Below are 24,565 nucleotides of genomic sequence, written 5' to 3' on the forward strand. Positions count from 1 at the left end.
GCCACGTCCTGCACCGCCCCCACCCGGTCCAGGTGCGCCTGCACCCGCTGGTAGTCCCGCCACTGCGTCGCCAGCCGCACCACCGGCCCGCTCATCTGCCGGGCAAACAGCGTCGCCGCGATGAGGGCCCCCACTGTCAGCTCCCCCCGCAGCACCGCTCGCGAGCCACCCACAACACCAGCGCGCTGCCCACCAAGTCCAAGGTCTGCGAGATGCTCGCGCCAATCGCACCGTGCCTCGACGCCTTGAAACCATGTTGCAGCGATGGCGCCAGCAGTCGCTGCATGGTGCGCAGGAAGGGCAGCTCCAGCGCGTGCGCCTTCAGGGACTCGAAGCCCTTGAACGAGTCCATCAGGTGCGTCTGGTACAGGTCGTGCTGCGACAAGTACGCCACTGTGTGGTTCCTCACCCACCGGCCGGCCACCGCCGACACCAGCAGGTGCAGCGGCATCAACGCCAGCGAGAGCAAGGCCAGCGTGGGCGAGTACAGCGTCAAGACTCCCGCCGTGCTCAACACCAGCGCCACGTCGATGGTGATGGCGATGGCGTTGTCCACGATGAAGCCTCGGATGAGGCTCACCTCCATGAAGCGGTTGAGGATGTCGCTCGTGGAGAAGCGCTGAAACAGCCCCGAGGCCCCATCCAGGATGCGCCGGTACAGCGTCTCCACCACGTCGCGCTCGATGCGAGTCGTACCGCATCGGCGAGGGGAGCCACATCATCGTGACCTCGGCGATGACGCCCGTGTCGGAGTGGGACACGATGGTGTACGCGGTGGTGACGTTCCGGCTGCCGCTGCCGCGCTGGCTCCTGCGCGCCGTGCTGCCCGTGGCCATGCCGGTGGCGCTCCACATCTTCAACCAAGACGTGCGCATCCTGAAGACGCAGACGGAGTCCATCCGGCGCTTCGGGACGGAGACGTACGCGTCCACCGAGATTGATGTCCTCGGCCCCGGCATCCTCCGCCTGCTGCGCGCCGCCGAGCAGGGCAAGCCCGGCGCCGTGGGCGACGCCGTGCACGAGACGCGGCTGAAGATGAAGAAATGAGCGCGGCTCGGGCGCCCAGCCACCACGTCGCGTCGACCCCTCCTGTCTGGATGCGCTGCCGCCCTGTCAAATCAGACAGGCCGAAGGGCCGCGCCGTCCTTGTGTCACTGAGGCGAAGCCCTGAGTCCAAACCGAGCCATCCCAATGATGAGGGTGTATTGCTCCCACGGACTGGCCGACCGAAAAGCACCTTGAAAGGGTACTACATCGTCCAATAGGGTCACTCGGAGTGAAGGCTGACATTTTGGAGATACGCATGAGATTCGTTTCCGCCGTGGTCCTGACGCTCTCTTTGATTGGGTGTGGTTCGCCGGAGCCCGTGCAGTCCGAGGATACCCAGTCACCGTCCACCCACGAGGAGGTCGTGCTCGCGGAGGGTGCGTGCGATCAGTCAGAGGCAGACGGCACCGTGTCGGCGCAGGCCTGTGTCAAGCTTTGCTCCGGGGGCACCTTCGCGGGTCAATCCTGTATCATCGACGCCAGCTGCGGGAAGACGTGCTCGGGTGGCACCTTCGCGGGTCAGGGCTGTAACACCGACGCCAACTGTGGCAGGTCGTGCTCCGGAGGGCCCTCCGCGGGCCAGAGCTGCAGCATGGACGCCAACTGTGGCAAGACGTGCTCCGGGGGAACCTTCTCGGGTCTGAGCTGCAGCACGAATGCCAACTGCCCCGGTGGGTTCTGCGTCTCGCACCTCTGCAATTCGCACGTCTGCAACTCACACCTCTGCGTGACCTACTGCTGAGTCACCCGATGTCGCCGCGCCGTGGCTCCGTTCACGGTGCGGCGGCATGGATGCCTCGGCGCGCGCGATACACAGCGCGCCGTTCCGGGGGCGGCGCTCGGCGGAGGCGGAAGTCCGCACGCCCCTGCGGGCCATGCCCTGCAAGTCCCGTCGAAGTCACGGACCCGCGGCCCATAGCGGTGTTCCTCACCGGGTGAAGATGGCGGTCGGATGGTTCGTGCTACTTCGCGAGCTTCAGCTGGGCTTCCCAGCGTCTGCGCAAGGCGGCGCGGCGCTCGGGGTAGGGCGTGTCGAGAAAGCCCACGCTGAGCAGGCGCTCGGTCCTGAAGTAGCGGAAGTCGCGCCGCAGCTCACACCAGGCGATGAGCACGCGGACGCCCGTCACGTAGCCCACGAGGATGGGCCACACCGTGCGCTTGCTCGTGAGGCCCTCCGCTCACCCAAGAGAAGGCGGAGCCGGAGGAGAAGAGCTCGTCGTTTGCCGCGACGGTGGAGGAGCCGAAGAAGGAGTGCACGCCACGATTGGACTGGGCGGGGCTGCTACGCAGGACGTTCGCGCTGGACGTGTGGGCCTGCGTGAGGTGTGGCGGCAGGCCTCGGGTGCTGGCGTACCTGACAGCTCCCCGTGGGGTGAGCGCCATTCTGGTGCACCTGGGACTGCCCTCTGGGCCTGCGAAGCGGGCCCCAGCACAGGACCCACCGCGGGTTGGCGTGGTGTTGAAACTCCAGCAGTCGCCCTGCTCCAGAAGCTCACGCCCCTGCTGCCCCCTTTGGCGGGCCGACGGCCACCCGAAGGTGACCCAGGTGCTGCTGAACAAGTGGATGAGCCGCATCCAGCGGCTGGCCGGGCTGAAGGTGACGGGAGGCATCCACATCCTCCGCCACACCTTCTGCTCCCGGCTGGCGATGGCAGGCGCTCCGGCGAAGGCCATCCAGGAGCTGGCCGGGCACCAGAACCTCTCCACCACCCAGCGCTACATGCACCTGAGCCCTGCGGCCAAGTCAGCAGCCATCCGGATGCTGGAGGGGACGAAGCAGGACGCCCAAAACGGAAACGGGCTGGAAATCCGTGAGGATCTCCAGCCCGTCAATGAATCATGGTCGGGGAGACAGGATTTGAACCTGCGACCCCTTGGTCCCGAACCAAGTGCTCTACCAGGCTGAGCCACTCCCCGATATGTCCGTCCGCCGGTGGGTCTTCTTCGGGACCGGCGAAAAGTGCGGGCGGTAATACCCGTGCCCCTCGGCTGAGTCAACGTCCTCGGATCACCTTTTCGTTCCCAGCTCCCTCGCCTGCCCCCTCCACGAGTCCCTGAAGACCCTCAATCGCCCTTTCTCCTACCCACCCCCCTTTAAAACTCCCCGACATTCCGGTACTTCCGGATATATTCACTGATTCTCCGGGCCGAAAAAGGCAGTGGGCCGTGCAGGCCGATACGAAAATGTCACCCGTCGTCCTCATCTCCGATGATGAACCGCTCATCGTGTCGGCCCTCGCCCGGGAGGCGAAGCGGTCCGGCTTGACGTGCATCTCGGACACGACGTCGGAGCGCGTGCTGGAGCTGGCCCGCCTCCACCGCCCCGCCGTCATCATCCTGGACATCAACCAGCACCAGGACGGCCGGGACTTGCTCGCCCAGCTCAAGCAGGACCCCGCCACGCGCGAGTGCAAGGTCATCATCCTCAGCGGCGTCGAGGACCAGTTCACCCGTCACGTCTGCTTCGAGCTCGGCGCCGACGACTACGAGGTGAAGCCCTTCGACCCCACCTTCATGACCCGCGTCGCCCGGCTCGCCACCACCGTCGCTCGCACCCGCGCCTGAGTCACGGCCGCAGCGAACGGATGGCCGCGGCCCTGTCCTTCGCCCCGAAGACGTAGCTACCCGCCACCAGCACCGTCGCCCCCGCCACCACCACGCGCTTCGCCGTGTCGGCGTTGATGCCCCCGTCCACCTCGATATCCGTGTCCAGCCCGCGCGCGTCGAACATCGCTCGCAGCCGGCGCACCTTGTCCACCGTCGCCTCGATGAAGCCCTGCCCGCCAAACCCCGGGTTCACGCTCATCAGCAACACCATGTCCACGTCCCCCAGCACCTCTTCGATGGAGGACAGCGGCGTGCTCGGGTTCAACACCACCGACGCCTTCGCCCCCGCGTGACGAATCTGTTGCAGGGTCCGGTGCAGATGGGGGCTCGCCTCCACGTGCACCGTCAGCACGTCCGCCCCCGCCTTCACGAAGGACTCCACGTACTTCTCCGGCTCCACAATCATCAGGTGCACGTCCAACGGCTTCGTGGCCGCTCGCTTGATGGCCTCGACCACCACCGGCCCTATCGTGATGTTCGGCACGAACCGCCCATCCATCACATCCACGTGAATCAAGTCCGCCCCCGCGGCTTCAATGTCGCGGACCTCCTCGGCCAGACGACCGAAGTCAGAGGACAGCAGCGAGGGGGAAATCCGAACAGGGCGGCGGCTCATGGGGGCGCTACTTACCCGCTTCCCACCCTCTCCGGCACGGGCTGAATTCCCGGACGTCCACTCGAAAGCAGGAAACCGAGCAGGTCGGGGCTGAAGGCAGTCACCTGGCTGGGCATGTTACAACCCCGACGTCCTGCACGGCCGCAGGCCATGTCGCCCGGAGCCGCCCGGTGCTCTCACGCTCTCCCGCCGTTCCGCAGCCACTCCCCGACCTCAATCGCCGACTGGCGAAGCTCACGTCCATCCTGGACGTCGCCAAGGCCATGAGCGCCGAGCGGGACCTGGACCTGCTGCTCCCGCTCATCCTCTTCGAGGCCACCAAAGTGGTGGAGGCGGACCGCTGCTCGCTCTTCATCCTGGACCGCGAGACGAACGAGCTGTGGAGCAAGGTGGCCCAGGGCTCGAAGAGCGAAATCCGCCTCCCCGTGGGCAGCGGCATCGCGGGACAGGTCGCCCACACCGGCGCCATCATCAACATCCCAGACGCCTACGCGGACACCCGCTTCAACCGCTCGTTCGACGTCTCCAGCGGCTACCAGACGAAGACCATCCTCTGCGTCCCCATGCGTGACGCGAATGGCGAAGTGACGGGCGTCATCCAGGCCCTCAACAAGCTCGATGGCCAGGGCTTCAACTCCGAGGACGAGGAGCTGCTGCTCGCCCTGGGGGCCCAGGCCGCCGGCGCGATTGAGAACGCCCTGCTGCACGAGGAGATCAACCGCCTCTTCGAAGGCTTCGTCTCCGCCTCGGTCGTCGCCATCGAAGCTCGCGACCCCACGACGGCGGGACATTCCGGCCGCGTCGCGGACCTCACCGTGTCCCTGGCGCAGGCCCTGGAGCACCTGTCCACCGGCCCCTATGCCCGGACGCACTTCTCCTCCACGGAGATTCAGGAGATTCGCTACGCCTCGCTGCTCCATGACTTCGGCAAGGTGGGCGTTCGGGAGAACGTGCTCGTCAAGGCGGAGAAGCTCTACCCCTATGAGCTCGACGGACTTCGCGCCCGCTTCCAGCTCGCTCGCAAGGACCTCCAGCTCCAGAGCTACCGCCGCCGCTTCGAGGCCGTGAAGCACCGGGGCGACAAGCACCTGGCGGAAATCGAGGCCGAGGAGACCGAGCGGCTCGGCACCGAGCTGAAGCACCTGCACGAGGTGTTCGACTTCGTGCTCACCTGCAACCGGCCCACGGTGCTCGCCCAGGGTGGCTTCGAGCGCCTGCACGAGCTGGGGCACCTCCAGTTCGAGGATGCCGACGGGGCCTCGCAGCCGTTGCTCCTGCCTCGTGAAATCCAGTCGCTCTCCATCACCCGCGGCACCCTCTCCTCCGAGGAGCGCCGCGAAATCGAGAGCCACGTCGAGCACACCTACCGCTTCCTCACCCAGATTCCGTGGACGCGCGCCCTGCGCCGCGTGCCCGAAATCGCCTACGCGCATCACGAGAAGCTCGACGGCACCGGCTACCCGCGCGCCATCCCCGAGCGCACCATCCCCGTGCAGTCGCGGATGATGTCCATCTCCGACATCTACGACGCGCTCACCGCCAGCGACCGGCCCTACAAGAAGGCCGTGCCCCACACCCTCGCGCTCGACATCCTCAAGCGCGAGGCCGACAACGGGCAGCTCGACAAGGAGCTGTTCCACATCTTCGTCGACGCGGAGATTCCCCGCCGCGCGCTGGCCCACCCGCCGAAGTAGCAGACCCATGAAGCACGAAGGGGAAGCCCCGACCACGGGCCTCCCCTCGCGGTGCCGCGATTCGACTCCGGCTCAGCCTTCGATGGTGTGCAGCCGCAGGCTGTTGATCTTCCCGGGCTGTCCCACCGGCGCGCCGTACACGATGACGATGCGGTCGCCCTTGCGACCCAGGCCCCGCGCCACCAGTTCCTCACCCACGCGGCGCACCATCGCCTCGGTGTCCTGGATGGGCTCCAGCACTCGCGGCACCACGCCCCACAGGAGCGCCAGCCGACGACGGACCTCCTGGTTCGGGCTGAAGGCCACAATCGGTACCGACGGCCGGTAGTGCGACAACAACCGCGCCGTCACGCCCGACAGCGTGAAGGCCGCAATCAGCGACGCGCCACTCGCCTTCGCCGCCTCGCACGCCACGCGCGCAATCACATCCGGGAAGTGCGCGGGCAAACCCAGCGGCGCGTCGATGTTGCGCAACACCGGCTGCACCCGCTGCGACGACTCCGCCGCCAGGATGATGCGCTCCATCATCTGCACGGACTCGATGGGGAACTTGCCGCTCGCCGTCTCGCCCGAGAGCATCACCGCGTCCGCGCCGTCGAACACCGCGTTGGCCACGTCGCTCGCCTCGGCGCGCGTGGGCCGCGGGTTGTCGATCATCGAGTTCAACATCTGCGTCGCCACGATGACCGGCAGGCCTCGCAGGTTCGAACGCCGGATGATGTCCTTCTGCACGGCCGGGACTTCCTCGGGCGGAATCTCCACGCCCAAGTCGCCACGCGCCACCATGACGCCGTCTGTCTTGTCCAGGATGGCGTCCAGCCGGGCAATCGCCTCCGGCTTCTCCAGCTTCGCGATGATGGGCACCGTCCGGCCCACCTCCGCCATCGCCTGCCTCGCCGCGTCCAGGTCCGACGGCTGCCGGACGAAGGACAGCGCGATGAAGTCCACGCCCGCCTTGATTCCGAAGACGAGGTCCTCCCGGTCCTTCGGCGTCAGCGCATCCGCGCGCACCGCGACACCCGGCAGGTTGATGCCCTTGTTGTTCTTCAGCGCACCGCCGTGGATGACCTGCGTCTTGATGAGCTTCTGCTTGTCCGTGTGGAGGACCTTCAGCTCCAGCAAGCCGTCGTCCAGGAGGATGCGGTCGCCCGGATTCACGTCCGCCGCCAGGAACGGGTACGTGGTGGACACGATTTCGTCCGTGCCCGGCACCGTCTCGTCCGTGGTGATGTGGAAGATGCCGCCTTCCTTCAAGTCCGTGCTGCCCTTGGTGAAGCGGCCCGTGCGAATCTTCGGGCCCTGCAAGTCACCGAGGATGCCCACCGCCTTGCGCACCTTCAGCGAGGCCGCGCGCAGCTTGGCGATGTTCTCCGCGTGCTGCTCGTGGCTGCCGTGCGAGAAGTTCAATCTCGCGACGTCCATGCCGTTCTCCAGCAGCGCCTCCAACATCTCCTGGCTCTGACTCGCGGGCCCGAGGGTGCAGACAATCTTCGCTCGTCGCATATGGCTCGGGAGGATGGGTGGCCCTCACGAACGCGTCAAGCACGCACCACGCGTCGCTTCGCTCGGTAAAACGGTAAATGAGCCACCGAGCAACGGAGCCATCAACCGCGCAACAGCACACCCAGATTCTCTCGCTCCCACCGCAGCGCCGCCGCGTAGTGAGGATACGTGCGCTCGCGCTCCCGGAAGGCCCGCGGGTGGTGGACGCGACGCCCGCCTCGCCCCGTGCTCGGGAAGAGCTGATGCAGCATCTCGTGGTAGACGATGAACTCCACGAAGAAGGCCGGCACCTCGGGCCTGTCCAGCGCGGGGTGGATGCGAATCTCCCGCGTCTGGTGGTCGTACACGCCCAGGCGGATGGACTTGCGCCGGCGCCTCGGAGGCATCCGTCCCCAGCCGATTCGCGCCTGGATGACGTTCTCGAAAAAAGTGGCGTTGACGCTGTTGTAAAGCGCCGTCAGGTCGAAACAGCGCCCCAACGGGTTCAGGTCCGCGTCCGATTCGCGACGCACCTGGCGGATTCGGGGCTGCTGTCCCCGGATGTACTCGTCCAACATCACGCCCGCGGTGCGGTGCCCCCGCCCCGCGTAGTCCGCCACCGCGCGGACGATGGTCTCCGGCGCGTCCAGGAACATGTGGTGCAGCCGCAGCTGCAGCGCGTTGCCCCCTCGACGGAAGGACACCATGGTGGAGCGGTTGTCCGTCACCGCCAGCTTCACCGGCATCCCCAGCTCCGCGCTCAGCCTCCAGGCCAACGACTCCGCCCGGGTCCACATCTCCTCGCGGGGAGACGGGACATTGAGCATGCGCGGCGCTTCCTCGGGCACCCGATGCCGGGGCGGAGGCGGCCGGTGCTGAGGCACGGGCACCGGCACGAGCTGCGGAACAACCTCCTCTTCCAGGGCACGAGGCTCCGCGACCGCCGCCGTGGCCCGACTGGCCGCGGAGAGGCCGCGTGGAAACAGGGACATCTGACGGAAAAACTCGGAGGTCACTCGGGGCGCATCGTACCCGGCAACCTCCCGGACTCAAGGCCGCCGGCCATTGCCCGCCTGCCCTCCGTCAGCCCGTCAACCGCGCCCCACCCCTTCGCGCGGGGGTTCACACTCCACGGCGAGGTTTCGTCACGGAGCGGGCACCTCCGTATGACGGGACTTGAGCAGTCGCTCCAGCCGCTCCGCCTCCATGCGCACCACGAAGGTCTTCTCGCGCGTGTACGTCACCTGCCCCTGCGCCCCTCCCTTCACCTTGCGCACGAACTTCACCTGCACGTAGCTCACCTCGCCGCGCGGCTCGCCCTTCGCCCCGGAGTGGTGCAGCGCCAGGTGCGCCGCGTCCAGCAGCACCTCCTGCGTCGGCTCCTGCCCCTTCTCTAGGGGAAGCACCACGTGACTGCCCGGCACTCCGCGCGCGTGGAACCACAGGTACCAGGGCCGGGCCACCTTGAAGGTGAGCGTGTCGTTGTCCTCCGAGCCCCGCCCCACCCAGATGCGCGAGCCCGCGTGGCCCACGTACTCCTTGAAGGGCTTGCCCTCCGGCGTGGCCTCGCCTCCCACCGGCACATGCAGCACCTGCGCCTGCGCGAGCAGCATCGCCTCGTCCATCCGCTCCACCTGCTCCAGTGAGAGCTGGGCGTGGGCGACCTCTCGCGCCAGCTCCGCCTCGCGGTGACGCGCCTGCTCCACGCCCCTCAAGAGCCGGCGGTACTGGTGGAAGTTCCAGTCCGCCTCCTCCTTGGGCGTGCGCTTCGGGTCCAGCTTCACCTGGACCTCCTCCGCGCCGGCCTCGGTGTACTCGGTGAGCGTCACTTCGGTGGCGCCCCGCTTGAGGCGGAAGAGGTTCTGCGCGAGCAGCTCCCCCGTCCGACGGTGCTTCTCCGCGTCCGGCCCGCGCGCGGCCTCCGCCCTCACCTTCTCCAAGGTGCGCGAGGAGCGCTTGAGGCGCGCCCGGTACGGCTGCGCCAGTCGGCGGCGGATGGACTCCGCGCGGCTCGCCTGGTCCTTGGCTCCGAGCAGCCCCTCCGCCGCGTGGGAATAAGGGAGCGAATCCCCCTCGGCGGGCACCAGTCGCGAGGGCGCGAGCCGTGCTTTCGCCAGGGCGTCCGGGGGCAGCGGCTCCGGAGGCGTCCACGCAGCGCCCGGGTAGAGATTGCGCCGGGGACCGAAGCCCTCGCCGGACAGCATCAGCACCCGCCCCTGCTCACTCAAGAGGAGCAGTCCGCCCGGGGAGCCCAGCTCCATCACCAGGCGTCGGCGCACCTCCTCGCGCTCGAAGTCCAGCTCCACCACCCGCTCCGCGTCGCGAAAGCGCGCCGCCACGAGCTTCGCGCCGGTCAGCTCGTGCCGCAGCCACCGTTGAAAGGGCGCGGGCTCTCCCGGTGTGGGGAAGCGCGTCTCGGCGACGGCCACTCGCGACAGGTCTCCCTCGGCGCACAGGCACAAGAGGAAGGAGCGTCCGGGGACTCTCAGCTCCAGGTAGGCCAGCCTCGGCAGCGGGCACCAGGCCTTCTGGGCCACCGCTCCCGTCAGCTTCGCACCCACCTCCGCCACCACCTGCTCCAGCTCCGAAGGACGCAGTGACATGAGCCAACTCCCTGTCCGCACAAAAGAAAAACGGCCCGGCGGGATTCGCCGAGCCGTTCACCGGACGTCAAATACCGTCCGCGAATGACGACGTGCTGCTCAGGACTCCGGGGTCGCCGGGGCCGCCACCGTCTTCGCCTTGCTCGCGCGCTTGCGGGCAGGGGCCTTCTTGGCAGGCTTACGAGCAGTCGTCTTCTTCGCCGCCGCCTTCTTCGCGGTCTTGCCAGCCGTCTTGCGGGTGGTCGTCTTCTTCGCGGCGGTCTTCTTCTTCGCGCTCTTCGCGGCGGTCTTCTTCTTAGCGGCCATCAGAACCCTCCATGTAATTGGCCCCAGTCAACCGAGGGCCTGCACTCTTCTTTTGATGGAGTGAGTGCTTGAAGTGAATGGTACGGGCGACACACCAGTGTGTCAACGCATGGTGATGTATTGCATCGCGCGGCGAGGCCGATTTTTCGGCATCGGGCGGTGCTGGAGGTCGCGAAAGGCGCTTCGCGGACACTTCCGAAGCGACGAACGAAAACGCGCGCGAGGCCGAATTCTAGGCTCCGGACGCGACGGAGCCGTTCGTGCCGCGCGCCTCGGAGGCGCACTGTCGGATGCCGCGCACTGGCCTGTGCGGCACTCCGAACTTTTCGCGAAGGAGGCCCGCGTCTACGGTGCGCGGCCACGATGAGGACCTCCGAGAAGACCTTCCCCGCCGACTTCACCTTCGGCGTCGCGACCTCCGCGTACCAGGTGGAGGGCGGCATCGAGAACGACTGGGCCGAGTGGGAGCGCGCGGGAAAGTTGAAGGAGCCCCACGCCCGCTGCGGGCAGGCGGTGGACCACTGGCACCGCTACGAGGAGGACTACGCGCTGGCCCGCGCCGTGGGCGCCACCGCCTTCCGAATCTCCCTCGAGTGGGCGCGAATCGAGCCCGAGCGCGGCCGCTTCGACGAGGCCGCGCTGGAGGCGTACCGGGAGCGGCTCCTGAAGATGAAGGCCCAGGGCCTGCGGCCGGTGGTGACGCTCCACCACTTCACCCATCCGACATGGTTCCACCGGGAGACGCCGTGGCACTCGGCCGACAGCGTGGAGGTCTTCCGCCGCTATTCCCGCCGGTGCGCATCGCTGCTGGAGGGCCTGGACGCGCTCGTCATCTCCTTCAACGAACCGATGGTGCTGCTCTTGGGCGGCTACCTCCAGGGCGCCATCCCCCCCGGAATCGCGGACGGGGCGCTCACCATGAGGGCGATGGAGAACATGGTCCGCGCCCACGCGGCGGCGCGGCGGGAGCTCTTGGAGCGGCTGGGCCGGGTGGAGCTGGGCATCTCCCAGAACATGCTGGCCTTCTCGCCGGACCGCTGGTGGAACCCGCTGGACCGCGCGCTCGTGCGGCTGGCCTCCCCCGCCTACAACCACGCCTTCCACGAGGCGCTCTCCACCGGGAAGCTCCGGGTGAACATGCCTGGGGTGGCGACCACCCGCGCCGACATCCCCGAGGCCCGGGACTCGGTGGAGTTCATCGGGGTGAACTACTACAGCCGCGCGCACCTGCGCTTCGTGCCGCGCCCGCCCTTCATCGAGTTCAAGTACCGCGACACCCGAGGGAGGGGCCTCACCGACATCGGCTGGGAGGACTGGCCCGAGGGCTTCCTCCAGACGCTGCGCGACGTGAAGCGCTACGGCAAGCCGGTGTGGATTACGGAGAACGGCATCGATGACCGCGCGGGCGCCCGGAGGCCCCACTACCTGCACTCCCACCTCGACCAGGTGCTGGCCGCCCGGGCCCAGGGCGTGGACGTGCGCGGGTACCTCTATTGGAGCCTGCTCGACAACTTCGAGTGGCTGGAGGGCTGGGGGCCGCGCTTCGGCCTCTACCACGTCGACTTCGACACGCTCGCGCGCAGCCCCACCCCCGCCTGCGACTACTTCCGCGCTGTCGCCACCGGCCGCGTGCTCGTGCCGCCGCCGGGCTCGGCCCCGTAGGAGCTTCCGCGCCGCGTCAGCTTCAGCGGCTCAGCCGAGCGCGGCGCGGTAGTCGACGTCCTGCTCCTCCGAGGAGGCCCCGGAGCGGTCCGAGTCCGCGGCGGAGAAGAAGGCGCGCACCGCGTCCGCCACGGCCTCCGGGGCATCCAGGACGTTGGCGCGCGCACGGAAGGCGGCGGCGCCGGCGAGGCCGTGGGCGTACCAGCCCAGGTGCCGGCGGAAGGAGCGCACCGCGTTGAGGGGGTCCCCCACGAAGGCCAGGTGCGCGTGGAAGTGCTCCAGCACCAGGGCGCACCGCTCCTCGGGAGCAGGCGCGTCCCCTCCGGCCAGCTCGCGAAAAATCCACGGGTTGCCCAGCGCGGCGCGGCCAATCATCACGTAGTCGCAGCCGGTGGTGTCCAGCATCCGCCGCGCGTCCTCGGGGGTGCGCACGTCCCCGTTGCCGAACAGGGGCAGCTCCGGGAAGTGGCGCTTCAGGTCGGTGATGACGCTCCAGTCCGCCTGGCCCGAGTAGCCCTGCTCCCGGGTGCGCGGGTGGATGGCGAGCCCCGCGCACCCCGCCTCCTGGAGGGCCGCGGCCATCTGGAGGTAGTTGCGGCTCTTCGCGTCCCAGCCCGAGCGAATCTTGCAGGTGATGGGCAGGCCCGAGGCCTCGCGCATCGCCCGGACGATGGCGGCGGCGCGCTCCGGGTCGCTCAACAGCGCGCTGCCCGCCCCGTTCTTCGTCACCTTCTTCACGGGACAGCCCATGTTGATGTCCAGGAGCTGGGCGCCATGGGACTTGCCGACCGCGGCCGCGAGGCCCATGGCCTCCGGGTCTCCTCCATAGAGCTGGAGCGAGTAGGGCCTCTCCACCTCCGCGTCGAAGCGCAGGTACATGAGGGTGCGCTGGTTGGCCCGCATCAACCCCTGGGAGCTGACGAGCTCGGTGGGGCACAGGGCGGCGCCCATGCGGAAGGCGAGCACCCGGAAGGGCATCTCCGACACCCCGGCCATGGGGGCGAGGACAAAAGGATTCGGGAGGGAATAAGGACCGAGTCGCGGCATGGGGCGCGGAGAACCTACCGAAATGAAGAGGAAGCGGTTGCGGGATGTGCGCTACGGACTGCGCATCCGCGCCTCAACGGTTAAGGTCCGTGCCCATGTTCCGCTTTCGACTCGGGAGCATTCCCGTCGACGTCCACCCCAGCCACCTGCTGGTCTCCGCCGTGCTCGCCTACAGCTCGGTCCGCGCCGCGCAGGACGGCTGGCCCTTCCGCCAGGTGTCCGAGGCGCCCGCCCTGGGCCAGGCCAGCGCCATGGTGGTGTTCGTCCTGTCGTGGATGCTCATCGTCTTCGTGTCCGTGCTGGTCCACGAGCTGGGCCATGCACTGGCCAGCCGCCTCTTCGGCTACCAACCCAGCATCGCCCTCGTCTGGCTGGGCGGGCATACCCTGCCCACCGACATGCCCGGCCCCCTTCCCTGGAAGAGGGACTTGGTCATCACCGCGGCGGGCCCGCTGTTCGGGTTGCTGCTCGGCGTGGTGAGCCTGGTGGGCTACCTCGTCTTCAACGGGCACTCCCCCGCGCTGGACTTCTTCCTGCGCACCTTCGCCGGGGCCAACTTCATCTGGGCCATCTTCAACCTGCTGCCGGTGCTGCCGCTGGATGGTGGGCGACTGGTCTCCACGCTGGCCACCCGGGTGCTCGGCCCCAAACGGGGGATGATCGCCTCCCAGGGCCTGGCGCTGCTGGTGTGCGTGGGCGTGGTCGTCTACAGCGTGAACATCGGGTGGCTGTTCCCCGCCATCTTCTTCGCCATGTACGGCTTCCAGGCGTTCCGCTCCCTGGCCGAGCTCCTGAGCTCCGGCGGCGGCGCCTCGTCGGGCATCAGCGCTGGTTCAATGGACCATCCGCTGGCGGCGAAGCTCCGCGAGGCGAAAATCGCGCTGGACGCGGGGCGGCTGGATGACGCGCGTCGCCTGGGTGGCGCGGTGCTGGAGGGGGGCGAGGGCCTCACCCCCGAGCTGGCCAGCCACGCCCACCACCTGCTCGGCTGGGTGGCGCTGAAGGAAGGCCAGGGCCGTCAGGCGCTGGACCACTTCTCCCAGGTGCAGGGACAGAAGGTGGAGCCTCACGCGGTGGCCGCGTCCTTCTCCCTCGTGGGGGATGACGCGCGCGCGCTGGATTGGTGGAAGCAGGCCTGGCAGACGTCTTCGGACCGCACGGTGATGCACGAGTACGCCGGGACGTTGATCCGCCTGGGCCGCGCGCCGGAGGCCCTGAAGCTGCCCGGCGTGGAGCCCGCCGCCGCCTTCAGCTGCGCGGAGCGGGTGCTCTTCATCCGGGGCGTCTATTCAGAGGCAGCGGCCATGGGCGAGGCCGCGCTGGAGTATGTGCCGAGCGCCAGCATCGCCTACGACGCGGCGTGCGCTCATGCCAAGGCGCGCAACGTGCCCGACGCGGTGCGCCTGCTGCGGAGGGCGAGCGAGCTGGGGTTCAAGGATGGGGCGTATGCCGCCTCGGACGCGGACCTGGCGCCCCTGCATGGCCACCCCGCTTTCGAGGAGTGGTTGACGGAGCTGAGGCAATCCGCCGCCTCCTGACAGAGCGATGACAGCAGGGGGTGTTGATGCGGGGAGAGGCTGCGCACTTTCGGGTGCGCTCCTGCTCCAGCTCACGAGGCTTCCTTGCAGACTTCCTCTCCTGCTCCCGCCCTGTCCTCGGACAACGAGCGCCTGAACTGGCTGTCGTCCATCCCCTTCTTCGCCGTCCACATCATGTGCCTCTTCGTCCTCTCTGTCGGGGCGAAGCCAGTGGACGTCGCGGTCTGTGTGGGGCTGTACATCCTGCGCATGTGGGGAATCACGGTGGGCTTCCACCGCTACTTCTCCCACCGGGCCTTCAAGACGGGCCGTGTCTTCCAGTTCATCCTCGCGCTGGTGGGCACCCTGTCCACGCAGAAGGGCGTGCTGTGGTGGGCGGCCAACCATCGCCACCACCACCGGACGTCGGACCAGGCGGACGACATCCACTCTCCCGTGCAGAAGGGCTTCTGGTTCAGCCACGTGGGCTGGATTCTGTGTGACAAGTACGGGGCCACGCGCATGGAGGGCATCAAGGACTTCGCGCGCTTCCCGGAGCTGGTGTGGCTCAACCGCTTCCACCTGGTGCCGCCCGTCCTGCTGGCCGTGGCGCTCTACTTCATCGGCGGCTTCTCCATGCTGGTGTGGGGCTTCTTCGTGAGCACCACCCTCTTGTGGCACGGGACGTTCACCATCAACTCCCTGAGCCACATCTTCGGAAAGCGCCGCTACAAGACGACGGACACCAGCCGGAACAACTGGCTCCTGGCCCTCATCACCCTGGGCGAGGGCTGGCACAACAACCACCACTACCACCAGAACACCGCCAACCAGGGCTGGTTCTGGTGGGAGGTGGACTTCAGCTTCTACTCGCTGAAGGTGCTCTCCTGGCTCAAGGTGGTGGAGGGCCTGCGGCTGCCCTCCGACTCGGTGAGGTACGCATACAGGAAGTACTCGGCGGAGGACCGCGCCGCGCTGGCCGTGCCCGCCCGCTTCTTCGGCGCGGGTGGCGCGCGCGCTCAACTGGTCGCCGCGAAGAGCGCCGCCGAGGGCAAGGTTCGCGAAGCGCTGGCCGCCGCCGCGGACCACCTGCCCTCCTCGGCACCCACACCGCAGCCGATGCTCAAGCAGTAGCCGCCTCCGTGAGGGCGGGGCGGAGGCGCACCCACCCGAGTCCCGGCCAACCGGCTAGAGTGGCTCGCGCGTGACTTCGCCTCCGCCGATGAAACCCGCCTCCGCGCCCGTGCGTACCGGAGACGACTCGGGGCGCGCCTCCGTCGCCCTCGAGTCCGACGAGGTGCTGATGGCGCGGTTCTGTGAGGGGCAGGCTCCGGCGTTCGACGCGCTCTTCCAGCGCCACTCGCGACAGGTGCGCGGCTACCTCACGCGGCTGACGGGCAGCGCGTCCACGGCCGAGGACCTGGTGCAGCTCACCTTCATGTCCCTGGTCCGCGCGCGCGGGCGCTTCCTTCCGGGCTCCCGCTTCAAGCCCTGGCTGTACGCCATCGCCACCAACGCGGCGCGGGACTTCCAGCGCCGGGGCCGCCGCCCCGAGGAGCTGACCCCCGAGGGAGAGCTGCCCACGGGCATCGCCGACGAGAGCCCCGGCCCCCGCGACGTGGGATTGGAGCGCGCGGTGCGCCAGGCGCTCGACGCGCTGCCGGAGAGCCAGCGCATCCCCATCCTCCTGCACCGCTTCGAGGGCATGGGCTTCGCCGAAATCGCCGACACCCTGGGCCTCACCGAGAGCGCGGTGAAGGTCCGGGCCCATCGCGGCTACCTGCGCCTGCGCGAGCTGCTCGCCGCGCTCCGAACGGAGACCCTGGAATGACTCCCGAGTGTTCACGGGTGATGGACTGCCTGGGCGAGACCCTGCCCCCGGACCTGGCCGCGCACGTGGCCCGATGCCAGGAGTGCCAGGTGGTGACGGGCGGCTTCGAGTTCATCAGTGGACCGAGCCTCGCTGGACCGAGCCTCGCTCCGGCCGCGCTGGCGTCCGCGGCCTCCTCTGACGATGAGGACGACGAGGACACCCTGCCCGGTCAGCTCGACGCGCGGCGCTTCGCCCTGGAGGCCCTGGCGAAGCAGCCGAAGGCGCGCCCCTGGTGGCATGGACTGGCGCTGTTGGTGGGCGTCCACGCGGCGACGGTGGGCGTGGGGCTTGTGCTCTTGAGCCGCGACTTCTGGGTGCGCAACGCGGCCCACTCCAGCCTCGTCGTGGGCGTGGGGGTCCTCATCCTCGCGCTGCTGGCCGCTGGGACCTATGTCGCGCTGTCGCCCCAGCGCCGCGTCGTGCCCTGGGTGGCGGTCCTCGCCACCTCGGGAGCCCTGGGGCTCACCGTGGTGCTCACGGGCTCCGGCCAACAGGGCAAATCCTTCCTCGCGGGCCTCGTCGGCTGCATGGGCACGGAGCTGGCGGTGACGGTGGTGCCCCTGGCCGTCACGCTGGTGCTCTTGAGCCGCTCCGCCTTCCACCCCGCGCGCGCCCTGGCCGCCGGCCTGTCCGCGGGCGCGGCCAGCCTGCTCGTCCTCCACCTCCACTGCCCCGACGGGACGGCGTCACACCTGCTCTGGGGCCATGTCGTCCCCTGGCTGGGGCTCGGGGGCATCGCCGTGCTGCTGCGCTCGCGCCTGCCCACGAGCAGCCACGCGCCCTGAGGGCGGGCGCCCCTCCCCTCGCTCCCTCCCGCTGTACCTCCGAGAGGAGTGCCACCGGCCCGACAAGTCACTCCAGAACGTTGCAGCTTCCACGTTCGGGATGGGTTAGTGGGAGGACCAATGAATGTCGATGAACCTCCGCCTGGAGTGGTGACCCAGCGCGCGGCGTGGCTCCTCCGAGCCCGAGAACTGCTGAGCCGTTTCACCCACACGGCGCTCCAAGCCTCCAACCGCCTGCGACTGCCCGGCCCGTCCGTGCTGCCGGTGGCGGGCGCGGTGGTGGGGCTCTACAGCGGCCTCGTCGCCGGCATCTTCTCCAACCTGATTGGCCTCTTCAGCGGCCTGACGTTCGGCGCGGCGGAGCTGGCGCACACGCTGCGCCGCAGCCAGTTGCTGACGCTGGTGGACGCGTTCGGCTCGGCGCGGTGGCATCTGGAGTACGCCATCGTCGGGGCGCCGCTGGCGTTCGGCGCGCTGCTGCTGGCGCGGGTCATCGAGCCCGGGGGCCCTCGGGACGAGGTGAAGCGACGGCTGCGCCTCCTGGCGCTGCTGACGCTGGGCGCGCTGTCGCTCTACTACCCCCTGGTGGCGCTGGCCGCGCTCAACAGCGTCTTCGGCCACCCGCATTTCCTGGCGGAGGCGATTCCCCAACTGCCCTGGTGGCTGATGCTGCTGGCGCCGACGCTGGGCGGAGTGGCGGTGGGACGGCTGCTGCGCGACAGGCCGGAGACGCATGGCCACGGCGTCCCGGAGGTCGTCCGGGCGGTGAAGAGCGGCGCCAACGTGGTGCCCGCGGACCGGGGCTTGTTGAAGCTGGTGGCGTCCGCCATCACCATTGGCAGCGGCGGGTCGGCGGGCCGCGAGGGCCCCATCGTCTATGGCGGCGCGGCGTTCGCCTCCACGGTGGGCCGGGTGCTGGGCTTCAGCCGCAGGGAGCTGTCCATCCTCCTGGCGTGCGGCGCGGGCGCGGGCATCTCCGCGTCCTTCAACGCCCCCATCGCCGGCGCGGTGTTCGCGATGGAAATCATCCTCCGCGAGTTCGAGCTGCGCGTCTTCTCGCCCATCATCCTGGCCAGCGTGGCGGGCACCCTGGTGAGCCAGGGCGTGCTGGGCGAGGCGCCCATCCTGCGCAGCGTGCCGTACGAACTGGTGAGCGGCTCGGAAGTCCTGGCCTACGCGGCGCTGGGCATCGGCTGCGGCCTGTTGGCCTTCACCTTCGTGCGGATGCTGCACGGGGTGGAGCACTTCTTCCAGGGGCGCATGGGTGGCAAGCTGTCGCCGTGGCTGGGCCGCAAGTCGCTGCCGTTCCGCGCGGGCGTGGGCGGGCTGTGCGCGGGCACCATGGCCTTCGTCAGCCCCACCGTGTGGGGCAGCGGGCACGACTTCATCAACCTGGCGGCGGTGGGAAAGCTGTCCTTCTTCTTCCTCGTCACCGCCTGCGTGCTGAAGCTGGTGGCGACGGCCATCACCATCGGCTCGGGGGGCTCGGGCGGGACGTTCTTCCCCGCGGCCGTCATCGGCGCCATGGCGGGCGGCGCGTTCGGCACGCTGGTGCACTACTTCTTCCCGGCCAGCACCGGCCCCAGCGGGGCGTACGCGCTGGTGGGCATGGGCGGCGCGGTGGCGGCGCTCAACCGCGGTCCGCTCACCGGGATGATGATGATGTACGAGCTGAGCGGGAACCACGACATCATCCTCCCGCTGATGGTGACATGCACCATCGCCTCCGCGCTGTGCCACTACCTCATCGAGCGCAACGCGCCCAAGGCGCCCAGCGACACGGACCTCCTGGAGAGCACGCCCGTGAAGGAGCTGATGGAGCACATGGCGCCCGTGCCCGCGGGCCTGCCGATGCGCCCCCTGGCGGACCTGCTGCTCACCTCTGAGACAGGCGCGCTGGTGGTGCTCGACACCCACGGCGAGGTCTACGGCATCGTCCAGGTGGAGCAACTGCGCGAGGTGTGGCGCGACGAGGCCATGTACCCGCTGCTGGTGGCCAGTGATTTGGCGCGCAAGCTGCCAGCCCTGGCCCCCGAAACCGACCTGGCCCACGCGCTGCTCCTCATGGACCAGGAGGACGTGGACGCCCTGCCCGTCGCCGCGCCCGAGGGCATCGCCACCCGGGGCCTGCTGACCCGCGCCGCGGTGAGGCGCTTCCTCTTCGCCCAGCACGCCCGGGCTCACGCGAGCGGAGACAGCCCCGTCAGCGCCTCGGAGACCTCGCACTGACGACCTGGGGTCCGGGCCACCCCCCTTCTACGAGGAAGGCTCGTCCTGTTCGTGGCGCGAAGGATGGGACATGCTGGGCGCCCGGAGGCGTCCGTGGAGCTACTCCGTGCGAGTCCAGCCGAGCACCCGCTGCTGCGAAACCTGTACCCGCTCTACCTGCACGACTTGAGCGAGTTCGGCGTGGAGTACCGCCTGGACGCGCAGGGCCAGTGGGTGCCGAACTTCCTGCCCACGTGGCTGGCGGACTCCAACGAGGTCCACCCGCTGCTGTTGCGCTGGGAGGGCCGCACGGTGGGCTTCGCCTTCGTGGCGCAGGCGCCCTTCCCGTACATGACGCCCGGGCGCGACTTCCGGATGAGTGAGTTCTTCATCCTGCGCGGCGAGCGGGGCTACGGACTGGGCCGGCGCGCGGCCATGGCCGTGTTCGACCGCTTCCGGGGGCTGTGGGAGGTGTCCCAGCTCCCCGCCAACCACGCGGCCACCTCCTTCTGGAGGAAGGTCATCCGCGAGTACACCGGCGGCCAGTTCGAGGACAGCTACGTGGAGGACTCCCCGGCCCAGCTCTTCGACAACCGGGGACTGCCTCCCCTGCGACTCAAACCGCTCAAGGACCGGTAGGCTACGGCTTCGGCTTCGCCTCGGGAGCGGGCTGCTTCGCGGCGGGCGCTGGCGTCGCGCCGGGCTCGGGAGCGGCGGCGGGCTTGCCCTGGGTGCACGAGGTGATGGCGCCCGACGGGTCGATGGCGTCACCGCCCGAGTCCACCTTGAGGACCTTGCGCCCCTCGCCGACGACGAAGGTGTAGCGCTTGGACACCGTCATCACCGGCATCTTCACGTCGTACGCCTCCACCACCTTGCCCTCCGGGTCCGGGATGAAGGGGAACGGCGCCTTCAGCTCGTCCTTGAAGCGCTTGAGCGTCGCCGCGTCGTCCGTGCTGAAGGCCAGCACGCGCCCCTGCAGCTTTTCGATTTCCGAGTGCCGGGCCGTATACGCCTTGAGCTCCTTGGTGCACCCGCCCGTGAAGGCCTTGGGGAAGAAGGCGACGATGACGGGCCCCTGCTTCACCATCTCCGACAGGATGTAGACCTTGCCGTCCGTGTCCTTCACGGTGAAGTCAGGGGCGGTGTCGCCCACGTTGGGAACGGCGCCAACCAGCAGGCCTGCGAGCAGTACGGGAGCGAGGAGCATGCCGGGCATTTGAGCGGGCCCGCTCCTCCCAGGCAAGCGACGCGGGCCCGCTACTTCGCCTCGGCCATGCGCGCCCACACGGCCGCGGCCGCCTCGCGCGCCTGCTCGGCCACGACGGAGGGATTCACGGACAGCGGCCGGCGCGCCCACATGCGCCACACCCCGTCCACCATCACCGCCTCCACGTGCCGGCTGCCCAGGCCGAACACCACGTGCCACGCCAGGTTCTCCGCCGTCAGCGGCGTGGCCGGCAGGTAGTCGAGCACCAGCAGGTCCGCCAGCGCGCCCTCGCGCATCGGCCCCACCGGCGCACCGAAGTGCTGGGACACCAGCCGGTGCCCGTTGGCCAGGTAGCGCAGCACGTCGATGGGCTGCCCCGCCTCGCGCGAGCGCAGGTACGCCGCCTGCGCCTCCGCGAACAGGTCCGCCGACACGCCGTCCGCCCCCAGCGTCGCGCGCGCGCCGAACTTCAGCGCCGGCGCATAGCCCACCTCCAGCCCCTGGTTGGCGCGCGGCGTGTGGACAATCCACGCCCCCGTCGCAATCACCTGCGCCAGGTCCGCCCACGCCAGATGTCCCACGTGCGCCAGCTGGCTGCGAGGCGACAACAGCCCCGCGTCCAACAGTCGGGGCACCTGCGAGGCGCCGTGCCGCTCATTGGACAGCCGCTCATCCAGCGGGTCCTCCGCGAGCGGGATGTGCAGGCCGGTGTTCGCCGCCTTCAACGCCTCGGCGAGGCCCTGGAGCGCGTCGGGCCCCAGCGTGAAGCAGGGGGCCGCGCCCACCTGGCCCCGGAATCTCCCCTTCGCCTTCTGCGCGAAGCCCACCGTCTCCTCCAGCCCCTCCTCGCGCCCCACCGCCCCGCCGCGGTCCGACACCGCGTAGGCGAGCACGCCGCGCACGCCCACCTCGTGGAGCCCGCGCGCCAGCCGCACCAGCGAGCCCGACACCGCCTTGGGCGACGAGTGCAGGTTGCACACCGTCGTCGTGCCGCACTGGAGCGCCTCCAGGCCGCCCGCACAGCCCGCCACCTGGACCGCGTCCAGGTCCAGCGCGTCCTCGTAGGGCCAGAGCACCTTCTCCAGGATGTCCTGGTAGGTCTCCATCGCGGTGTTCGGCATGCCCCGACCCAGGACGGCGTGCAGCCGGTGGTGCGCGCTGACCAGGCCCGGGAAGACGAGCTTGCCGGAGAGGGCCACCACCTCGTCGTCGGGATGGGGCGTCAGGTCCGGCCCCCGCGCGACGATTCGCTCCCCTTCGACGCGCAAGTCCACGCGCTCCACCACCGCGGGCTCCAGCTCGACGACGAAACCACCCTTGAGGACGGTGCCCAACATCCCTCCGAACGAAGAACGACGCGCGTGGCGGGTCAGCGGGTCGCGAGGTTAGCACTCCACCCACCCCCTCATGCGAGCGGGCAGATGGAGCGCCCACACCCCGCGTAAGGCCCACGAGCGCCGCGCCGGGCGCCATGCGGGCTTCCGACCTTCCCGGACACGTGGAAACCCACACCCAGGCTTGGGCCCGCGCGTCACGGGGACTCAAGGCGCCGGGCGACAGGGTTCGGGACGGAGCCGGGCAGGCATCCCCCTCGAACTTCTGAGGGGGGACGCGGGGAGGCTCTCCACATAGACTGGCGCCATCTTGGAGTCGGGTCCGAACACCTATTGGGTCGGTCGCTACCGGCTGTCCGCGCGCATCGCGACGGGCGGCATGGCCGAGGTGTACCTGGGGCGCCGCTTCGAGGATGACGGCGCGCGCGGGCCCGCGGTGGCGGTGAAGCGGCTGATGCCGCACCTGGCCTCGGACCGGCGCGTGGTGCAGATGTTCCTCAACGAGGCGCGAATCACCGCGCAGGTGCGCCACCCCAACGTCGTCGCCATCCTGGAGCTGGGGATGGAGGGCACCGAGCCCTTCATCGCGATGGAGCTGTTGGAGGGCCGCTCCTTCGCGGAGCTGCGGCAGGAGGCCGCCGAGCGGGGCCAGCGCGTGCCGTTGGGCATCACCCTGCGCGTGCTGGTGGAGGCCTGCCGAGGTTTGGACGCGGCCCACCGCGCCGTCGACGAGGCGGGGCGCCCGCTGCGCATCGTCCACCGCGACTTCACCCCCGACAACATCCATGTGGGTGTGAACGGCGCGGTGAAGGTCATCGACTTCGGCATCGCCAAGGCGGATGCGCTCGGGTCGGGCACCGAGCCCGGCGTCCTCAAGGGCAAGTTCTTCTACATGTCGCCGGAGATGATCGCCGGCAAGCCGGTGGACCACCGCGCGGACCTCTTCGCCGCGGGCGTCATGCTGTACGAGCAGCTCTGTGGCCGCAGGCCCTTCACCGGCATGACGGCCGAGGAGGTGCTGGGCCGCATCGCCGAGGGACGCGCGCGCCCCCCCACCGCGTTCGACCCGTCCGTCCCCGCCGCGCTGGAGCTGGTGTGCCTCACCGCGCTCCAGAGAGACCCGGCCGCGCGCTTCGACAGCCTCGAGTCCTTCATCGACGCCATCGAGGCCATCGGCGGCCAGGCCGAGGTCGCCACCGGTGAACAGGTGGCCGCGTACGTGGACACCCTCTTCCCACCGGACCGGGACCCGAAGCGCCAGGCCCTGCGCCGCGCGCGGATGGCCGACCCGTCCCACGGCGGCACGCCGCCCATTCCGCGCGCCTTCGACCCCAACGCCGCGCCCCACAACGCCATGACGGTGCCGGCCGCGTGGGCCCAGGTCTTCCTGCCCGACGTGGGCGCCACCCTCCACGGCGGCGAGCCCCCGGACTCCGTGCGCCCGACTACGCCCACGACGCCGGGCTCCACCGAGGCCGCCACCGTCGCGGGCTTCCGCGCCAGCTCTCCGGGGGTGGTGCAGCAACCTCGACCTGGCGCCGCGACGGACTCGTCGCCGCCCACTCGCAACCCGACGGACTCGTCGCCTCCCACGCGCAACGACTCCGGCATCACCCAGGGCGGCCCTCGACGCCGCTCGCGGCTGGGACTCGCCGTTGCCGGGGTGCTCGGGCTCGCGGCGCTCGGTGCCGGAGGGACGTGGTACCTGACGCGCAAGGAGTCGTCGCCCACGGAGCGGCTGGCGAAGGCCCAGGCCGCCGAGACGCCGGCCGCGAAGGTGTCGCTGTTGTCCGGACTGGGCGCGGACCCTCGCGCCACCGCCGAGGAGCTGGCCCAGGCGGGGACGACGCTCCTGACGGCTCGCGCCCACCCCCAGGCGTTGGAGCTGGCGGAGGCGTATGTCGCGCGCTTTCCGAAGGACGTGGAGGCGCACCTGCTCGCGGCCCAGGCGGCGACGGAGCTGAACCGGGGCAAGAGGGCGGAGCGCGCGCTGGACGAGGCCCTCACGCTGGCGCCGAAGGACTTGCGCCCCTCGCTGATGCTTGCGGACCTGCGCGAGCGCCAGGGAGACCTGTCCGGCGCGGTGGCGGCGCTGGCGAAGGCCTACGCCCAGAAGCCGGGCACCGCGCGGGTGGCGCCTCGCTACGGGCGGATGCTGTCGCAGAGTGGCCGTTTGGACGAGGCCGCCACGGTGCTGTCGGCCTGGACTCGTGAGCACGACGACGCGGCCAGCCTGGCGGAGCTGGGCTTCGTGCGCTTCCGGCAGGAGCGCGTGGACGAGGCCGCCACGCTGCTCAAGCGCGCGGTGCGCAAGGATGGCCGGCTGGCCGTGGCGCACTACTACCTGGGGGCCGTCCTCTTCCGTCAGGGCGACAGCACGGGCGCCGAGCGCGCATATCGGGAGGCGGACAAGCTGGCCCCGGAGGACCCTCGGGCCCTGGCCGCGCGATGCCAGCTCCATGCCCATGGTGGCAATGCGACGGCCGTCGCCGAGGTGAAGCGTACGCTGGAGGAACGATTCCCCGAACGGGCGAACGTCCTCGCGGCGGAGTGCAAGACGGGGAATTAGCTTCC

20 protein-coding genes, 1 tRNA gene and 2 pseudogenes are annotated in these 24,565 nt (G+C 69.6%); 12 read left to right on the top strand and 11 right to left on the bottom strand.

Going from position 1 to position 24,565, the window contains the following annotated elements; all coding sequences use genetic code 11:
- Nucleotides 1-136: 136 nt before the first annotated feature.
- The gene (locus tag G4D83_RS44065; protein ID WP_420826709.1) at nt 137-685 is read right to left on the bottom strand and encodes an ABC transporter transmembrane domain-containing protein; all 549 of its coding nucleotides are present in this window, start codon (nt 683-685) and stop codon (nt 137-139) included.
- A gap of 8 nt (nt 686-693) precedes the next feature.
- Between G4D83_RS44065 and G4D83_RS44070 the strand changes: the two are divergent.
- Nucleotides 694-1,047 (top strand): annotated as a pseudogene (locus tag G4D83_RS44070) (aromatic ring-hydroxylating oxygenase subunit alpha); the annotation flags it as partial.
- A 962-nt stretch (nt 1,048-2,009) separates the two neighbouring features.
- On the opposite strand, the gene G4D83_RS44075 reads toward G4D83_RS44070, so the two are convergent.
- The gene (locus G4D83_RS44075) at nt 2,010-2,198 is read right to left on the bottom strand and encodes a WYL domain-containing protein (protein WP_240357165.1); all 189 of its coding nucleotides are present in this window, start codon (nt 2,196-2,198) and stop codon (nt 2,010-2,012) included.
- 386 nt (nt 2,199-2,584) lie between these two features.
- Between G4D83_RS44075 and G4D83_RS47365 the strand changes: the two are divergent.
- Nucleotides 2,585-2,767, top strand: a pseudogene (locus G4D83_RS47365) (tyrosine-type recombinase/integrase); the annotation flags it as partial.
- 120 nt (nt 2,768-2,887) lie between these two features.
- Here the strand turns inward: G4D83_RS47365 and G4D83_RS44085 are convergent.
- Nucleotides 2,888-2,964 (bottom strand) — tRNA-Pro (locus tag G4D83_RS44085).
- Nucleotides 2,965-3,231: 267 nt separating this feature from the next.
- Here G4D83_RS44085 and G4D83_RS44090 point away from each other — a divergent pair.
- A complete protein-coding gene (locus G4D83_RS44090; protein WP_163870972.1) occupies nt 3,232-3,612 on the top strand; it encodes a response regulator in 381 nt (126 codons plus the stop codon).
- 1 nt (nt 3,613) lies between these two features.
- Here G4D83_RS44090 and rpe read toward each other — a convergent pair whose 3' ends face one another.
- Nucleotides 3,614-4,270: a ribulose-phosphate 3-epimerase gene (gene rpe, locus G4D83_RS44095; RefSeq protein WP_163870973.1), complete on the bottom strand. Its 657-nt coding sequence runs from the start codon at nt 4,268-4,270 to the stop codon at nt 3,614-3,616.
- A 170-nt stretch (nt 4,271-4,440) separates the two neighbouring features.
- Here rpe and G4D83_RS44100 point away from each other — a divergent pair, with 170 nt between their 5' ends.
- A complete protein-coding gene (locus tag G4D83_RS44100; RefSeq protein WP_240357166.1) occupies nt 4,441-5,964 on the top strand; it encodes a GAF and HD-GYP domain-containing protein in 1,524 nt (507 codons plus the stop codon).
- 72 nt (nt 5,965-6,036) lie between these two features.
- Here the strand turns inward: G4D83_RS44100 and pyk are convergent, their stop codons facing one another.
- The 4 genes from pyk to G4D83_RS44120 all read right to left on the bottom strand — a co-directional run bounded on the left by pyk (nt 6,037) and on the right by G4D83_RS44120 (nt 10,355).
- On the bottom strand, nt 6,037-7,467 hold the full coding sequence (gene pyk / locus G4D83_RS44105; protein ID WP_163870974.1) for a pyruvate kinase: 1,431 nt from the start codon (nt 7,465-7,467) through the stop codon (nt 6,037-6,039).
- Nucleotides 7,468-7,568: 101 nt separating this feature from the next.
- On the bottom strand, nt 7,569-8,438 hold the full coding sequence (locus G4D83_RS44110) for a hypothetical protein (RefSeq protein WP_163870975.1): 870 nt from the start codon (nt 8,436-8,438) through the stop codon (nt 7,569-7,571).
- A 153-nt stretch (nt 8,439-8,591) separates the two neighbouring features.
- The gene (locus G4D83_RS44115) at nt 8,592-10,049 is read right to left on the bottom strand and encodes an NFACT RNA binding domain-containing protein (RefSeq protein ID WP_163870976.1); all 1,458 of its coding nucleotides are present in this window, start codon (nt 10,047-10,049) and stop codon (nt 8,592-8,594) included.
- Between the two features lie 99 nt (nt 10,050-10,148).
- The gene (locus tag G4D83_RS44120; protein WP_163870977.1) at nt 10,149-10,355 is read right to left on the bottom strand and encodes an excinuclease ABC subunit A; all 207 of its coding nucleotides are present in this window, start codon (nt 10,353-10,355) and stop codon (nt 10,149-10,151) included.
- A gap of 363 nt (nt 10,356-10,718) precedes the next feature.
- On the opposite strand from G4D83_RS44120, the gene G4D83_RS44125 reads away from it, so the two are divergent.
- A complete protein-coding gene (locus G4D83_RS44125) occupies nt 10,719-12,017 on the top strand; it encodes a glycoside hydrolase family 1 protein (RefSeq protein ID WP_163870978.1) in 1,299 nt (432 codons plus the stop codon).
- 30 nt (nt 12,018-12,047) lie between these two features.
- Here G4D83_RS44125 and dusB read toward each other — a convergent pair whose 3' ends face one another.
- Nucleotides 12,048-13,064 carry a tRNA dihydrouridine synthase DusB gene (dusB, locus tag G4D83_RS44130; protein ID WP_163870979.1) on the bottom strand — a complete coding sequence of 339 codons (1,017 nt, stop codon included), beginning with the start codon at nt 13,062-13,064 and terminating at the stop codon, nt 12,048-12,050.
- A 95-nt stretch (nt 13,065-13,159) separates the two neighbouring features.
- On the opposite strand from dusB, the gene G4D83_RS44135 reads away from it, so the two are divergent.
- The 6 genes from G4D83_RS44135 (at nt 13,160) to G4D83_RS44160 (ending at nt 20,086) form a co-directional block, all read left to right on the top strand.
- A complete protein-coding gene (locus G4D83_RS44135) occupies nt 13,160-14,602 on the top strand; it encodes a site-2 protease family protein (protein WP_163870980.1) in 1,443 nt (480 codons plus the stop codon).
- An 84-nt stretch (nt 14,603-14,686) separates the two neighbouring features.
- Nucleotides 14,687-15,715, top strand: coding sequence for an acyl-CoA desaturase (locus tag G4D83_RS44140; RefSeq protein WP_163870981.1), 1,029 nt, complete (start codon nt 14,687-14,689; stop codon nt 15,713-15,715).
- Between the two features lie 70 nt (nt 15,716-15,785).
- Complete coding sequence (locus G4D83_RS44145; RefSeq protein ID WP_240357168.1) at nt 15,786-16,412, top strand: RNA polymerase sigma factor; 627 nt, start codon at nt 15,786-15,788, stop codon at nt 16,410-16,412.
- Nucleotides 16,409-17,239, top strand: coding sequence for a VirB8 family type IV secretion system protein (locus G4D83_RS44150; RefSeq protein ID WP_163870982.1), 831 nt, complete (start codon nt 16,409-16,411; stop codon nt 17,237-17,239). Before G4D83_RS44145 ends, G4D83_RS44150 begins: the two co-directional genes overlap by 4 nt.
- 120 nt (nt 17,240-17,359) lie before the next feature.
- Nucleotides 17,360-19,468: a chloride channel protein gene (locus tag G4D83_RS44155; RefSeq protein WP_176436761.1), complete on the top strand. Its 2,109-nt coding sequence runs from the start codon at nt 17,360-17,362 to the stop codon at nt 19,466-19,468.
- A gap of 93 nt (nt 19,469-19,561) precedes the next feature.
- Nucleotides 19,562-20,086, top strand: coding sequence for a GNAT family N-acetyltransferase (locus G4D83_RS44160; protein ID WP_163870983.1), 525 nt, complete (start codon nt 19,562-19,564; stop codon nt 20,084-20,086).
- Nucleotide 20,087: 1 nt separating this feature from the next.
- Here G4D83_RS44160 and G4D83_RS44165 read toward each other — a convergent pair whose 3' ends face one another.
- Both G4D83_RS44165 and G4D83_RS44170 read right to left on the bottom strand, forming a co-directional pair.
- Complete coding sequence (locus G4D83_RS44165) at nt 20,088-20,666, bottom strand: peroxiredoxin (RefSeq protein ID WP_240357169.1); 579 nt, start codon at nt 20,664-20,666, stop codon at nt 20,088-20,090.
- Between the two features lie 41 nt (nt 20,667-20,707).
- A complete protein-coding gene (locus G4D83_RS44170; RefSeq protein WP_163871006.1) occupies nt 20,708-21,991 on the bottom strand; it encodes an amidohydrolase family protein in 1,284 nt (427 codons plus the stop codon).
- A gap of 379 nt (nt 21,992-22,370) precedes the next feature.
- On the opposite strand from G4D83_RS44170, the gene G4D83_RS44175 reads away from it, so the two are divergent.
- Nucleotides 22,371-24,560, top strand: a complete 2,190-nt coding sequence (locus G4D83_RS44175; RefSeq protein WP_240357172.1) for a protein kinase domain-containing protein — start codon at nt 22,371-22,373, stop codon at nt 24,558-24,560.
- Nucleotides 24,561-24,565: the final 5 nt, after the last annotated feature.

Source organism: Myxococcus eversor (assembly GCF_010894455.1).
Classification (GTDB): Bacteria; Myxococcota; Myxococcia; order Myxococcales; family Myxococcaceae; genus Myxococcus; species Myxococcus eversor.